12 protein-coding genes, 1 pseudogene and 1 other annotated feature are annotated in these 13,426 nt (G+C 58.3%); of the genes and pseudogenes, 5 read left to right on the plus strand and 8 right to left on the minus strand.

Annotated features, from left to right (window positions below; genetic code table 11):
• Positions 1-238 (plus strand): hypothetical protein (locus tag ACE4YL_RS08395; protein ID WP_461369515.1); only part of this gene is annotated, 238 nt, incomplete at its 5' end.
• A 123-nt stretch (positions 239-361) separates the two neighbouring features.
• Here the strand turns inward: ACE4YL_RS08395 and ACE4YL_RS08400 are convergent.
• The 7 genes from ACE4YL_RS08400 to ACE4YL_RS08430 all read right to left on the minus strand — a co-directional run bounded on the left by ACE4YL_RS08400 (position 362) and on the right by ACE4YL_RS08430 (position 7,642).
• The gene (locus ACE4YL_RS08400) at positions 362-1,039 is read right to left on the minus strand and encodes an N-acetylmannosamine-6-phosphate 2-epimerase (protein ID WP_461358885.1); all 678 of its coding nucleotides are present in this window, start codon (positions 1,037-1,039) and stop codon (positions 362-364) included.
• A 1-nt stretch (position 1,040) separates the two neighbouring features.
• Entirely contained in the window at positions 1,041-1,988 is a 948-nt protein-coding gene (locus ACE4YL_RS08405) for a dihydrodipicolinate synthase family protein (RefSeq protein ID WP_461358886.1), read from the minus strand.
• Positions 1,975-3,036, minus strand: coding sequence for an ABC transporter ATP-binding protein (locus ACE4YL_RS08410; protein ID WP_461358887.1), 1,062 nt, complete (start codon positions 3,034-3,036; stop codon positions 1,975-1,977). Before ACE4YL_RS08410 ends, ACE4YL_RS08405 begins: the two co-directional genes overlap by 14 nt.
• Positions 3,029-4,036: an ABC transporter ATP-binding protein gene (locus tag ACE4YL_RS08415; protein WP_461360277.1), complete on the minus strand. Its 1,008-nt coding sequence runs from the start codon at positions 4,034-4,036 to the stop codon at positions 3,029-3,031. The genes ACE4YL_RS08410 and ACE4YL_RS08415 overlap by 8 nt, the downstream gene beginning before the upstream one ends.
• 4 nt (positions 4,037-4,040) lie before the next feature.
• A complete protein-coding gene (locus ACE4YL_RS08420; protein ID WP_461358892.1) occupies positions 4,041-4,913 on the minus strand; it encodes an ABC transporter permease in 873 nt (290 codons plus the stop codon).
• Positions 4,914-4,973: 60 nt separating this feature from the next.
• Positions 4,974-5,933, minus strand: coding sequence for an ABC transporter permease (locus tag ACE4YL_RS08425; RefSeq protein WP_461358889.1), 960 nt, complete (start codon positions 5,931-5,933; stop codon positions 4,974-4,976).
• Between the two features lie 89 nt (positions 5,934-6,022).
• Positions 6,023-7,642 (minus strand): ABC transporter substrate-binding protein, encoded by a 1,620-nt coding sequence (locus ACE4YL_RS08430; RefSeq protein ID WP_461360278.1) that lies wholly within the window; start codon positions 7,640-7,642, stop codon positions 6,023-6,025.
• A 290-nt stretch (positions 7,643-7,932) separates the two neighbouring features.
• Here ACE4YL_RS08430 and ACE4YL_RS08435 point away from each other — a divergent pair, with 290 nt between their 5' ends.
• The 3 genes from ACE4YL_RS08435 to ACE4YL_RS08445 all read left to right on the plus strand — a co-directional run bounded on the left by ACE4YL_RS08435 (position 7,933) and on the right by ACE4YL_RS08445 (position 12,108).
• The gene (locus ACE4YL_RS08435; protein ID WP_461358328.1) at positions 7,933-8,799 is read left to right on the plus strand and encodes a MurR/RpiR family transcriptional regulator; all 867 of its coding nucleotides are present in this window, start codon (positions 7,933-7,935) and stop codon (positions 8,797-8,799) included.
• A 77-nt stretch (positions 8,800-8,876) separates the two neighbouring features.
• Positions 8,877-9,080: a binding site (T-box leader), on the plus strand.
• A 52-nt stretch (positions 9,081-9,132) separates the two neighbouring features.
• A complete protein-coding gene (gene leuS / locus ACE4YL_RS08440) occupies positions 9,133-11,544 on the plus strand; it encodes a leucine--tRNA ligase (RefSeq protein ID WP_461358329.1) in 2,412 nt (803 codons plus the stop codon).
• Positions 11,545-11,628: 84 nt separating this feature from the next.
• On the plus strand, positions 11,629-12,108 hold the full coding sequence (locus tag ACE4YL_RS08445) for a GNAT family N-acetyltransferase (protein ID WP_461360279.1): 480 nt from the start codon (positions 11,629-11,631) through the stop codon (positions 12,106-12,108).
• Positions 12,109-12,196: 88 nt separating this feature from the next.
• On the opposite strand, the gene ACE4YL_RS08450 is transcribed toward ACE4YL_RS08445, so the two are convergent.
• Positions 12,197-13,138, minus strand: coding sequence for a ComEC/Rec2 family competence protein (locus tag ACE4YL_RS08450; protein ID WP_461360280.1), 942 nt, complete (start codon positions 13,136-13,138; stop codon positions 12,197-12,199).
• Between the two features lie 55 nt (positions 13,139-13,193).
• Here ACE4YL_RS08450 and ACE4YL_RS08455 point away from each other — a divergent pair.
• Positions 13,194-13,426 (plus strand): annotated as a pseudogene (locus tag ACE4YL_RS08455) (sialate O-acetylesterase); the annotation flags it as partial.

Consider the following 13,426-nt stretch of genomic DNA (forward strand, 5'->3'; position numbering starts at 1 on the left):
GCTGACCACCGGCTCCGCCCACGGTATTTCAACCACTTCCACGTCGCTTAACTTCAGACGTTCTCTCATCCTGAACTCCTCCCTTAACACTGATCTAGAGGCGGACGGCCGCAAAACGGCCCGGTCATTTAAAACGGTTCAAAAGACTGTAAAAACGAAGTGGTCCGGAAACACAGCGCCTCAAAGCGACGAGAGTTCTCTGACCACTAACGTGCTCCTAACAACAACCGCTACTTAAACCGTTTTAAACTGGTTCCGTTGTTATAATTAGACATAGTTTGTGAATCTCCTCCTTTGTTTTTCATTTTTTGTTACGAAAAAACGGGACCCCGCGGAGTCCCGTCCCCTCAAAGATATTTGCTTATTGTAAACCGCCCTGCTCGATGGCCCGCACAAAGCGTCTGGTGATCTCCAAGGGTCTGGTGATGGCACTGCCCACCACCACAGCCCAGACGCCCAGCTCCAGGGCCTCAACCACCTGTTCCGGGTACCAGAAACCACCCTCGGCCACCACGGGCACACCCAGTTGGAGCATGTCCCTAAGCAGCTGGAAATCCGGTTCCGTACCCAGCCCGTTCTGCCTAAAGCCAAAGGTGGAGGCCACCAGGTCTACCCCTATTTCCACCGCGGCCCGGGCATCTTCAACCGTGGCGCAGTCCGCCATAACCGGCACACCCAGCTCCCTGCGGATACGGGGAAGGAGCTCGGCCAAAGGCTCCCCAAAGGGCCTGGTGCGGCGCACATCCACGGCGATGATGTCCGCTCCGGATCGCACCAGCTCCTCGGCGAGGCTGAAGGTGGGCGTGATAGCCATCTCCCCCGCCCCGTTGGTCATCTTGTGGATCCCGATCACCGGCAGGCCGGTGATCCTTTTGATCACTTCCACATCCTGCGGACCGTTGGCCCGGATGCCCACGGCACCCCCAAGCTGCACCGCCCTGGCCATGGCGGCCATGAGCATGGGGCCGTGGAGCGGCTCCTCTTCCAGCGCTTGGCAGGAAACGATCAGTCCTCGATGAACGGCATGTAAAACACTCAAGTTACTCTTCCTTCCCGTGGGCCGCCTGGGTAAAGAAGCCCAAATCGATTAAGATGCGGCGCACCCGTTCCTCTTCTTCCGCGTTCAGCGATCCCAATGGCGGTGCCATCTTCGCGGTCTGGATCACGCCCAACCAGCGCAGGGCCGATTTGAACCCGCTCAAAGCCGAAGCAGAACCGGACAGCCGAGAAGAACCCTGATAGCAGATGTCGAACAGCTTGATCAAGCGTTCCTGCAGTTCCCTGGCCCTGCCATACTCGCCCTGCAGGCAGAGGTTGTAGAGTTCAACATACTCTCTAGGTGCCACATTGCCTATCCCAGGTACCGAGCCGTGGGCTCCCATCTGCATGGCGGTATCCACCAAGAACTCCATACCGGTGAGCACCGTAAAGCCGGGGATATCCCTGGTCCGCATAATGTACTCCCGGAGGATGTTGGAGTTGCCGCCGCTGTCCTTGAGAGCTAGAATAGTGCCCTCCCGGGCCAGCATTTCCACTGTGGCCGGCTCCAGGGGAGTTTTCACCAAAACCGGGACGTTGTAGGCGATGACGGGCACAGGCAGGGCCGCAGCTAAGTCGCGGTAATAGGTGAGCAGCTCCTGCTGGCTGTTCATGTGGTAATAGGGCGGGGCCACAACCACCGCTTGGGCACCGGCGGCAATCACCAGCTCGCCCAGGCGGATGGCCCTTTTGGTGCTGGTTTCGGTGATGCCTGCCAAAACGGGCACCCGGCCAGCTGTCTCCTCCACAACGGTCTTGACAATGCTCACCCGCTCTTCATCGGTGAGGGCCGCGCATTCCCCGGTGGAACCCAGGCAGAAGATGCCGTGGACGCCGCCGTCAATCAAGTAATTGGTCAGTTTCCGTAGGGAAACTAAATCCACTTCACCTGCTTCATCAAAGGGAGTAGCAATCGGTGGGATAACCCCTCGTAGTTCAGTTAGCTGCATTTTTTTCTACCTCCGCTGTCTCTACTGGTTGGACAAACTTGGCTGCCTCTTTTTCCGCCAGATGGCAGGCTACCTGGTGCTCCCTGCCGTCAATCAGGTAGGTCTTCAGCTCCGGAACCCTGCTCTTGCATACCTCCATGGCGTAGGGGCACCTGGGGTGGAAGGTACACCCCGGGGGCGGATTCACCGGACTGGGGACGTTGCCTTCCAGCACGATGCGCTTGCGCCTGCGGCCCACTTCAGCCACGGGAATGGCCGAGAGCAGGGCCTGGGTGTAGGGATGCATGGCATTGGCAAAAAGATCTTCAGCCTGGGCCAGCTCCACGATCTTGCCCAGATACATCACCGCGATGCGGTCGCTCATGTATTCCACAACACTCAGATCATGGCTGATGAAAATGTAGGTGAGGTTGTGCTTCTCCTTCAGCTCCAACAGCAGGTTGAGCACCTGGGCCTGGATGGACACATCCAGGGCGCTCACCGCCTCGTCGCAGATAATCAACTCCGGCTGCAGGGAAAGGGCTCGGGCGATGCCAATTCTCTGCCGCTGTCCCCCGCTGAATTCGTGGGGGTAGCGGTTCATGTACTCTCGGTGCAGGTTCACCGCTTCTAGAAGATCCCCGATGATCCGCCTGCGCTCTTCTTTGGATTTTACCCCGAACTTCTTCAAGGGATCCTGCAGAGAGCCAAAGATGGTGAAAGAGGGATTCAGGGATGAATAGGGGTCCTGGAAAACGATCTGCAGCCTTTTGCGCGCCTGCATCATCTCGTCTTTGGAGAGCTTGCGCAGATCCTTTTCTTCCCCGTCGAAGTTGTAGATGAACTGGCCCCCGGTTACGGGTACCAGCTGCAGGATGGACTTGCCCAAGGTGGTCTTGCCGCAGCCGCTTTCGCCCACCAGCCCCAAAGTCTCCCCCCGGTAAACATCGAGGCTGACATTGTCCACCGCCCGCACATAGCCCACCGTACGCTTGAAGAGCCCCTTCTGGACGGGGAAATAGGTTTGGGCGTCTCTGATTTTCAACAGCACATCCTGTTCCCTACGCATTGGCTAACACCTTCTCGTAATGCCAGCACCGCACAGTGTGGTTGGGGCTGACGCTGAAAGTCTCCGGCTCCTGAAGACACTGCTCAGTGGCAAAGTCGCAGCGGGGGTGGAACTGGCAGCCCTGGGGCCGGTTAAATGGATCTGGAGTGGAACCGCGGATGGGCTCCAGCTTCTGGGCCTTGGACTGGCCCAAAACGGGGATGGACCTGAGCAGGGCAGAAGTGTAGGGATGCGCGGGCCTGGTGAGCACATCTTCCACGGGGCCGTTTTCCACCGCCACACCCATGTACATGACCACAACATCGTGGGCCAGCTCGGCCACGACCCCCATATCGTGGGTGATGAGCAGAATAGCTGCGTTGTGTTTCTGCTGCAGATCGTTCATCAGGTCGAAAATCTGGGCCTGGACAGTCACGTCCAGGGCTGTGGTGGGCTCATCCGCGATGAGGATCTTGGGGTTGCAGGCCATGGCCATGGCGATCATGGCCCGCTGACGCATACCCCCGGAGTACTGGTGGATGTACTCGTTCACCCGCTGTTCCGGCGCGGGGATGCGCATGGCCCGCAGCAGCTCCACCGCCTTGGCCTGCATGGCCGCCTTGGCCATTTTGGCGTGGTACATGAACGCTTCCCGAATCTGGAAGCCCACTGTGTACACCGGGTTCAGGGCGGTCATGGGATCCTGGAAGATCATGGCGATCTCCGCGCCCCGGATGGCCCGGATCTCAGGGCCAGAGGGATCCAGCTCGTGGAGGTGGATGTCCCCCTGGTCAGTGTGGTAGATAATCCGCCCTTCCTCAATGCGGCTCAGGGGCGGCAAAAGCCGCATGATCGCCGAAGCGGAGACACTCTTCCCGCAGCCGCTCTCCCCCACCAAACAGAGGGTGCGGCCCTTTTTCAGCTGGAAGGATACGCCCTTCACCGCTTCATTACAGCGGTTGTTGGTATAGAAATTGATGTGGAGGTTATCCACAGTCAAAATGGTATCCACGTAAACCACCTTCCTAACCCTGCTGCGTGGGATCCACCGCATCCCTCAGCCCGTCGCCGATGAAGTTGATGCTCAAAACGAAGGCGGAGATGACCAGCCCCACCGGGACCCAGATCCACCAGGCCTCCTGCAAAATGGTGAGGTCCTGGGCAGCGTTGAGAATGTTCCCCCAGGTGGGGATCTGCAGGGGTACGCCCAAGCCCAAGAAGCTCAGGGCCGTCTCCTCCAGAATGAACATGGCCGTACTCAAGGTGAGGTTGACCATGATGGGGCCCAGGGCGTTGGGCAGCATGTGTTTGTAGGCGATGAGCCCGTCGCTCAGGCCGAAGGCCTTCAGGGCCTGCACGTATTCTTCTTCCCGGATGGAAAGCATCTGGGAGCGGGTCATACGGTAGACTGAACCCCAACCGGTGATGGTGAAGATCACCAGCAGGTTCCACAGGCTCTGGCCCAAAATGGACACGAGCAGCAGGACTAAAATGATCTGCGGGAAAGACATGAAGATCTCCGAAACCCGCAGGAGGATCTTATCCAGCCAGCCGCCTTTGTAGCCGGCGTAGGTACCCAAGCTGACCCCCACCAGGGCCGCGCCCAGGGCGCCGCCAAAACCCACTAAGATGGAAATGCGCCCGCCGTAGAGCACCCGGGCAAAAACATCCCGGCCCAGTTTATCCGTGCCAAAGAGGTGTTCCCGGGAAGGGGGGCTAAGTCTCGAGCGCAGGTCGATCATGGCTGGATCGTACTTGGTGATCAGGGGAGCGAAGATGCTGGAGAGAAGAATGAGTGCAAAGACAATCAGGCCCACAACAGCCAGTTTATTCTGCAAAAACTTGCCGACCGCCCGGCTCCCCTCCCTGGACTTGAGCAGGCCCTCTTTTTCCAGCATTTTCAGGCGGTCCATTTTTCGGTTTAAGCGTGCAGCTCTGGTCCGGCTCACGTTATCACCCTACTCCAAACGAATTCTTGGGTCTAAAAGTGCAGTCAGCAAATCAACTAAGAAACTGGCCACCAAAACAGCGGTGACGCTGAACAGGGCAATCATCATCACCAGGGGCAGATTCTGCCCCCGAACCGCGGCCACAAACTCCTTGCCGATGCCCGGCCACTGGAAGATCTGTTCCACCACAACCGAGCCGCCGATCAGCATGGGCAGCCTGAAGCCCACCAGGACAACCACGGGGGTCAGGGCCACCCTAAAGCCATGCAGGAGGTTGACCCGCCACTCGGGCAGGCCCTTGCTGCGGGCGGTTTTGATGTAGTCTTTGCTCAGGGCATCCAGCATGCTGGAACGGGAATAGCGCATCACACCCGCGGTCATGGTGATGCCCAAAACCAAAGCGGGGAGAATCAGGTGCGGCAGCCGGTCTAAAAAGGTCGTATACCCGGGCATGGTGCGGCCCCCCGAGGGCAGCCAGCCCAGTTTGAAGGAAAAGATTAAGATGGAAACTAGGGCAAAGAAAAACTGCGGAATGGAAACACCGATCATACCGGCAACCGTAAGGCTCACATCCAAAATGGAACCCTTGCGCAGGGCACTGACCATGCCCAAGATGCTCCCTAGGAGCGTAGAGATGAGCAGAGCCGCCAAGGAAAGCTCCAAGGTGGCGGGCAGGCGGCTGAACACGATGTCCTTAATGGGCACACCGCTGGTTAAGCTGTAGCCGAAATCTCCCCGCAGGGCCCGGCCCAGCCAGCGCAGATAGCGGACGATGAAAGGATCGTTCAAACCCAGGGCTTCCCTGAGTTCATCCAGCCTTTCCTGGGACATGTTGGCCATGGCCTCAGGCCCGACCATGTAGGAAACCGCATCCCCGGGGGTGAGCTCCAAACCCACGAAGATCAAAAAAGTGATCACCAAAAGCATGGGGATGAGCATGAGCAGTTTGCGCAGCGTGTAGGTAAGCATAGTTACACCCTCCAGAACTCAAAAGAGGCAAGGCTGCCGGAACCCCGCAGGGCTCCGGCGGCCTTTCCATCTATTTCGCCACTAAACCCCTATTCCCTTGGGAACTTGTTGGGGTAGAACAGGCGCGTGTACCTGATATCGATGGGATACACGGTCATGTGCTCCATCTTCTCCACGGCGATGGACTCAGCCACGTTCTTGGTGAAGCCGAAGTCCAACAGGCCGGACTGGGCGTTGATGACGAAGCTGGGATCGCTTTCGCCGCTGGGATAGAGCTGGATGCGCTCGATGTTGCCCGTGCCCTCATCCCAGTAACCTTCCCACCGCACGTAGGTGGAGTAGTTGTTCATCTTCACTTCTTCAATCTTGAAGGGACCGGAGCCAACCGGTGCCTGCCAGTAGGCAGCCCGCTGGGCTTGGACCGGATCGGTATCCTCCAAGAGGTGCTTGGGCAGGGGCGGCCACTGGGAGAAGGTGAGCAGAGCGTTGGGATCAACGGTGGCGAACTTGAAGGTGATCTTCCGGCCGTCGATTTCAATGCCGCTGATGCCTTCGGCGGCACCGCTCATGAACTCCTCGTAGCCTTCCAGGGAGGAGTAGGTCTGGGCTGCCACGGCGTTGAGCTGAGGCACCCGGGCAGAGTATTCCACCGTGAACTTCACATCGTCAGCGGTAATAGGCGTGCCGTCGTGCCAGTAGATGTTGTCCCGCAGTACGAACTCGATGGTCAGACCATCTTCGCTTACCCAATACTCCTCGGCCAGCTGGCCCTTGTAGGGGGTGAGGTTCTCGTCGGTCACCACCAGGCGGTCGAAGAGGAACTTCTGGGTCATGTACAGCGCCGGGTTGGTGAACACGGTTTCGAAGAACTCCACAGGGCCGCCGGAGGAATACAGGGTGTAGTTCCCCTGGCTGTCGGGGGTGATGTCCCAATCGATGATGCGCCAGTCATAGAAGAACTGCATGTTGCCCAGGGGCGCACCTTTGCGGTCGAGCCTGTCGCTCTCCACTACAAACTGCTGTTGATGGTAGAGGGGGATGGCAAACAGGGTCTCGTTCTCGTATTTCTGCAGCTCATGGAAGGCCTTTTTCTGCTCTTCGATGTCCGCAACCCAGGTGGCTTTGATCAGTTCGTCCAGATGGGGGTCGGTTGGTGTATGGGAGTTGCTGGCCGCACCACCCATGAAGCGGTTGTAGTACTCATGCATGCTCAGGGCTGCGATGGCCGCGTAAGCCAGATCCCAGTCCACGGCGGATGGGCCGTTAACGGGGTCAGCCGGGGGCGACCAGAGCAAGGTGGCCAGGTCGCCTTCGAGCTTGCGGGCGTTCATCTTGATGCCCACCTGCTCCAGGTAGACCTGGATGGCGGCCATGAGGTCCACTGTCTCCTGGTCGCCGTAGTAGTAAACCACATCTAACACAGTATTGGGATCCCAGTTGGCCTCTTTCAGAAGCTGTCTGGCCTTTTCTGGGTTGTATTCATAGCGGTTCAAGCCTTCAGCTTTCCACTCGCCATCGGGGGTGAGGCTGTTGGCGGAAGCTGCCCGGCCCTCCATGAGGGTTTCAATGAGGGCTTCCATATCAATGGCGTAGCGGATGGCCTGGCGGACACGGGGATCAGCCAGGGGGCTGGGCTTAGCAGCGAAACCTGTGGCTGCGAACCCAAAGGCAATGACCAAGGTGAGAAAGATGATGCTCAGTCTTTTCACGTTCATTCCTCCTTCGACATATGCGCCAGCTCAGTGCTCGTCCTCCAACGCAGATAGAGTGTCTTCCCTTCCCATACCACCTCCGCAGGAGCCTAATCTTGAGGCTGACTTGTACTGAGTGCAGACTTCTACACTTGGTGGCAAATTCCTTCACGCAATACACGAAAAATTGGATTTTCATTTCATACCATCTGTAGCTGGGCAAATAGTTAGGAGGAACTCTCCAATTCTTGTGGAATACATAATGCTGGAAACGTGAATTTCACAACAGACTGCAAAGGGGGAGCCCGATGGCTAAAGAAATGAACGTGAGTTCGGGGGGACTGGCCCGCATCCGCAGTGCCTACCCTTCCCTCACGCCCACGGAGAAGAAGGTGGCCGACTACTGTTTGGAAAAACCGGAGGAAATTATCTACCTTTCCGTCACGCAGTTGGGGGAACGCTGCGGGGTGGGTGAAGCCACCATTATCCGGTTTTCCCAAGCGGTGGGTTTTTCCGGCTACCAGGCCTTGAAATTGAGTCTCGCCCTGGAGCTGGCCACCAGGCAGGAAAGCGCACCCTGCGGCACCCTGGCCCCCGGTGATTCCATGGAGGCCCTCATTGAAAAGATCACGGCCATGAACGCCAGCGCGCTCCAGGACACCTCCCGAATGGTCCATCCCCAGACCCTGGAACGGGCGGTGGAGGCCATGATCCAAGCTAAGCGCCTGTTCTTTTTGGGGGTGGGCACCTCGGGGCTCACCGCGCTGGACGCCCAGAGCAAGTTCCTGAGAATCGGCATGTTGGCCCATGCCTTCGCCGATGCCCACCACCAGATTATGGCCATGGCCCACGTGGATGAAGAAGATGTGTGCGTAGGCTTTTCCCATTCCGGGAGCACGAAAGACACGGTGGACTGCATGCGCCTGGCCAAAGAGAACGGGGCCTTCACCATTGCCGTAACCGATGTGGTGAAATCGCCCATCACTGAGGTTTCCGACGTAGTGCTCCTCACCAGTTCCGCCGAGGATCCCCTCCAGGGAGGCTCCCTCCGCTCCAAGCTGGCCCAGGTGCACATGATCGACCTGCTGTACACAGGGGTGGCCCACCGCCTGGGCGAAGCCGTGGTGGAACTGAAGAAGAGGACCGCGCTGTCGGTGGTAGACAAGTTGTACTGATCGGTCACAAGTGGCTGGAAACGGGGCCAAGTGGCGGTTGACATCCGCTGCCGGCATTGATAAAATGGGGCTGATATGCAAAGGCTGTGAACAGGAGTAGTATGGAGGGTTTCCAGAGAGCTGCTGGGTGGTGTGAAGCAGCACAAATCCTTCCAGAACTCGCCTGGGAGCTGCTGGTGCGATAGGTAGTGCCAGACGGTCATTCCGTTACCATGCTCGAGTGGATCGGCCCTTTGGCGCGATCAATTAGAGTGGTACCGCGGACATCTTTCGTCTCTAAGGAGAGGAAAGATTTTTTTAGTTCTAGAGATCAGGAATGGAGGAAGAAACAGGATGGCCCGCTACAACTTTCGAGCCGTGGAGAAGAAGTGGCAGGAGATCTGGGAAGAAAAGCAGATCTTCAAGACCAGTAATGATTTCAGTAAACCCAAATATTACGCTTTGGTAGAGTTTCCCTACCCTTCCGGCGAAGGACTGCATGTCGGCCATCCCAGGCCCTATACAGCCCTGGATGTGGTGGCCCGCAAACGCCGTTTGGAAGGGTACAATGTCCTCTTCCCCATGGGCTGGGATGCCTTCGGCCTGCCCACCGAGAACTACGCCATTCAAACCAAGATCCACCCCGCGGTGATCACCGAGCGCAACATCAACCGCTTCCGGGAGCAGCTCAAATCCTTAGGTTTTTCCTTTGACTGGTCCCGGGAGGTGAACACCACAGATCCCGCCTACTTCAAGTGGACCCAGTGGATCTTCTTGAAGCTGTTTGAACACGGCCTAGCCTATAAAAAAGAAATGCCCATCAACTGGTGCCCCCGCTGCAAGATCGGCCTGGCCAATGAGGAAGTGGTGGACGGCAAGTGCGAGCGCTGCAGCCACCAGGTGGAAACCCGGGTCAAGAACCAGTGGATGCTGAAGATCACCGCTTACGCCGAGCGGCTCATCAACGATCTGGAGCTGGTGGACTACATCGAGCGCGTCAAGGTGCAGCAGCGCAACTGGATCGGCCGCTCAGAAGGGGCGGATGTGATCTTTAAGATCAAGGACACAGAGGAAACCCTCACCGTCTTCACCACCAGGCCCGACACTTTGTTTGGCGCCACCTACATGGTGATCTCACCGGAGCATCCGGTCCTGGAAAAGCTTAAGGACCGCATCACCAATGTCCCGGAAATCGCCGCCTACCAGGAGCAGGCCCGCAAAAAGTCGGAGTTTGAGCGTTCCCAGCTGGTGCGGGAGAAAACCGGCGTGCCTGTGGAGGGGCTGAAGGCCATCAATCCGGTGAACGGGATGGAAATCCCCATCTGGGTTTCCGATTATGTGCTCATGACCTACGGTACCGGGGCCATCATGGCTGTGCCCGGCCACGACCAAAGGGACTGGGAGTTCGCGGTGAAGTTTGGGCTGCCCATCGTGGAAGTGGTGGCAGGCGGCGACATCACCAAGGAAGCCTACACCGACATCGACGAGGGAGTTATGGTCAACTCCGGGTTCCTGGATGGACTGGATGTGAAATCCGCCCAGAAGAAGATCATCGCCTGGCTCCAGGAAAAGGGCCTGGGCGTGCCCAAGGTCAACTACAAACTGCGGGACTGGGTCTTTTCCCGCCAGCGCTACTGGGGAGAGCCCATTCCTTTAGTGCACTGCGAGAAGTGCGGCTGGGTACCGGTGCCCGAAGAAGAACTTCCCGTGCGCCTGCCCCAGGTGGCCAACTACGAGCCCACCGATACCGGCGAATCGCCGCTGGCTAAGATCAGGCACTGGGTGGAAACCACCTGCCCCAAGTGCGGAGGTTACGCCGAGCGGGAGACGGACACCATGCCCCAGTGGGCCGGTTCGTCCTGGTACTTCCTGCGCTACTGCGATCCCCACAATGATCAGGCACTGGCCAGCAAAGAAGCCCTGGACTACTGGCTGCCCGTGGATTGGTATAACGGCGGTATGGAGCACACCACCTTGCACCTGCTCTACTCCCGCTTCTGGCACAAGTTCCTCTACGATATCGGGGTTGTGCCCGGGCCCGAGCCCTACGCCAAGCGCACCTCCCACGGGATGATCCTGGGGGAAAACAACGAAAAGATGTCCAAATCCCGGGGCAATGTGATCAACCCCGATGATGTGGTGGCGGAATACGGTGCAGACACCCTGCGCCTCTATGAGATGTTCATCGGCGACTTCGAAAAGAGCGTGCCCTGGAGCACCGAGGGGGTCAGGGGCTGCAAGCGCTTTTTGGACCGGGTCTGGAAGCTCATGGATATGGTTATCCCCGGCGAGGCCTACCGGCCCGAACTGGAAGCGAAAATGCACCAGACCATCAAGAAGGTGAGCCAGGACTACGAGAGCCTCAAGTTCAACACGGCCATCGCCGCCCTGATGACCCTGCTCAACGATGTGTACCATACCGGCTCCATCAATGAAGCGGAGCTGAAAACCTTCCTGATCCTGCTCAACCCGGTGGCGCCCCACATCACCGAAGAGATCTGGGAGCGGCTCAAGTTTGGCGGCATGCTCAACGAGCAGAGCTGGCCCACCTGGGATGAGGCCAAGACGGTGGAGAAAACGGTGGAGATCGGCGTGCAGGTCAACGGCAAGCTGCGGGGCACCATCGAGGTGAACGTGGACGACCCGCAGGAAGCCGCCAGGGAAAAGGCCCTGGCCAACGAGGCCGTCCAGAGGGCCTTGGATGGCAAGACCATCGTGAAGGAAATCTACGTACCCGGCCGGATCTACAACATCGTGGTCAAGTAACAGGAACAGGAAACAGGATGGGAAATAGAAGCGGCCTGCGCGGCCGCTTCTTTTGTCAAACACCACATGAGCGGGGTGGTTTCCATGGATTTCTGCACAGCGGGGAGCATTCCCCGGACCAAGCTGGCGGAGTTTTTCCGGCGGCGCTGGGGCAGCACCAAAATGGTCATCGCCAGCGGCATCTATGAATGCACCGAGCTGGCTGGTTTTGGTGTGCTGGATGAAGAGGGGGAGATCGTCGGCCTGATCACCTATGTGCTGCGGGGAGATGAGTGCGAAGTCACTTCCCTGGACAGCCTGAGGGAGAGGCAAGGCCTGGGCACGGCGCTTTTGGAGAAAGTGGAGCAGGTGGCCCTGGAAAACGGCTGCCGGGTTTTGCGGCTGACCACCACCAACGACAACCTGCCGGCCTTAAGGTTCTACCAAAAGCGGGGCTTTGTCCTCCACCGCCTGCTGCCTGGAGCGGTGGAGCGCTCCCGGGAGATTAAGCCCGAGATACCTCTTCTTGGCGTGGATGGTATCCCCATCAGGGATGAAATCGAACTGGTGAAGATCCTGAAGTAAGAAGAAAGTCGCCGCCTAGGCCCTTAAGTCAAGGCACGCTTACTTTAGCGCTTACAAAAGACCGCTCGAGGCGGTCTTTTGCGCGTGCTTAATCCAGGAAGTCAGTGAGGCGGTCGAACTGCGTGATCACTTTGTATGCACCATCCCCTACGGTGGACACCAGCACTGCGCCATCTATACTGGTAATCAAGGTCTCCGCGCCTAGGCGGCGGTAGTTGCGGTAGATGCGCAGGTCAGCGATGGCATCGTGCATCATCACCACCACTTGGGGGTTCACCGCCTCCCGGAAGGGCTTACTGGAGGAGGTGGAAGCGCCGTGGTGGGGGGCTTTTAGCACATCCGCCTGCAGGTAGTCGCCGTAGCGGCCCACGATCTCCCGCTCGGCAGCGGTGTAGGTGTCCCCGGGGAACAGGAAGGTGGAGTCTTGGTAGGTGAGCTTCAGCACCAGCGAGCGGTTGTTGATGAACTGGGTGCTGCCCTCGGGGTAGCCTTGGTAATACTCTATGTCCTTCGGCGGATGCAGTACCTCCACCAGCACATGCTCCCCGAACTGGAAGCTGTCGCCCTCCGCTAAGATGATCTGGGGCGTGTTGGTCCGCTCAAGGACTTCCATGTAGTTTCTGTAGTGGGAAGTGGGGTACTCCAGTTCAGAGGTGTACACCGCTCCGATTTCGTAGTTGGAGAGCAGCTGAGCAAAACTGCCGATGTGGTCCACATGGGGATGGGAAGCCACCAGGTAGTCGATGCGGGTCATCCCCAAGGCCTGCAGGGCCCTATCCACGTCCGGGAAAGTGCTGGGGTTTCCGGCATCGATCACCATCACCTGGCCATCTGGCGAGGTGAGGATGGTGCAGTCGCCGCTTTTGTCATCGCTGCGGGTGACGAGCTGCAGAAAGCGTGCCGTGAGCCTGCCCGCATCCTGCGATGCATCGAAGATCAGATCGTACCTGTCGGCCCGTTCTTCTGCCAGCGCGGCAAAGGATAGAACGAGCACCAACGCCCAGGCTAAAAGGGCCACTCTTTTTCTCATTATCTCTGAACCTCCCGCTCCCCTTGGGTACTGTTATTTCATCGCGGCCTTGCTCATGCTTGTCGAGGGAAAAAGCTATGCCCTGGAGCTTGCATCCGCAAACATAGATCTCTCCGGGGAGTGGAAATACAAAGTGGGCTGCCGGATGGAGCCACTGCCCCCATCCATTCTTGTCCATCATAAACCCAGCGGCATGTACAACGCCATGATTGCGCCGCTGCGGGGATGCGCCCTGCGCGGGGTTCTCTGGTATCAAGGGGAAGCCAACGCCCGTGCCCCGGAAAACTA

It is taken from the genome of Candidatus Darwinibacter acetoxidans (genome assembly GCF_041936445.1).
Classification (GTDB): domain Bacteria; phylum Bacillota; class Limnochordia; order Darwinibacteriales; family Darwinibacteriaceae; genus DTU010.

What these genes read in the sequence shown, in the direction of transcription:
- leuS (WP_461358329.1), top strand. Translation starts at nt 9,133, where the DNA reads ATGGCCCGCTACAACTTTCGAGCCGTGGAGAAGAAGTGGCAGGAGATC.
- ACE4YL_RS08435 (WP_461358328.1), top strand. Translation starts at nt 7,933, where the DNA reads ATGGCTAAAGAAATGAACGTGAGTTCGGGGGGACTGGCCCGCATCCGC.
- ACE4YL_RS08420 (WP_461358892.1), bottom strand. Translation starts at nt 4,913, where the DNA reads ATGCTGGAAAAAGAGGGCCTGCTCAAGTCCAGGGAGGGGAGCCGGGCG.
- ACE4YL_RS08410 (WP_461358887.1), bottom strand. Translation starts at nt 3,036, where the DNA reads ATGCGTAGGGAACAGGATGTGCTGTTGAAAATCAGAGACGCCCAAACC.
- ACE4YL_RS08425 (WP_461358889.1), bottom strand. Translation starts at nt 5,933, where the DNA reads ATGCTTACCTACACGCTGCGCAAACTGCTCATGCTCATCCCCATGCTT.
- ACE4YL_RS08450 (WP_461360280.1), bottom strand. Translation starts at nt 13,138, where the DNA reads ATGAGAAAAAGAGTGGCCCTTTTAGCCTGGGCGTTGGTGCTCGTTCTA.
- ACE4YL_RS08445 (WP_461360279.1), top strand. Translation starts at nt 11,629, where the DNA reads ATGGATTTCTGCACAGCGGGGAGCATTCCCCGGACCAAGCTGGCGGAG.
- ACE4YL_RS08405 (WP_461358886.1), bottom strand. Translation starts at nt 1,988, where the DNA reads ATGCAGCTAACTGAACTACGAGGGGTTATCCCACCGATTGCTACTCCC.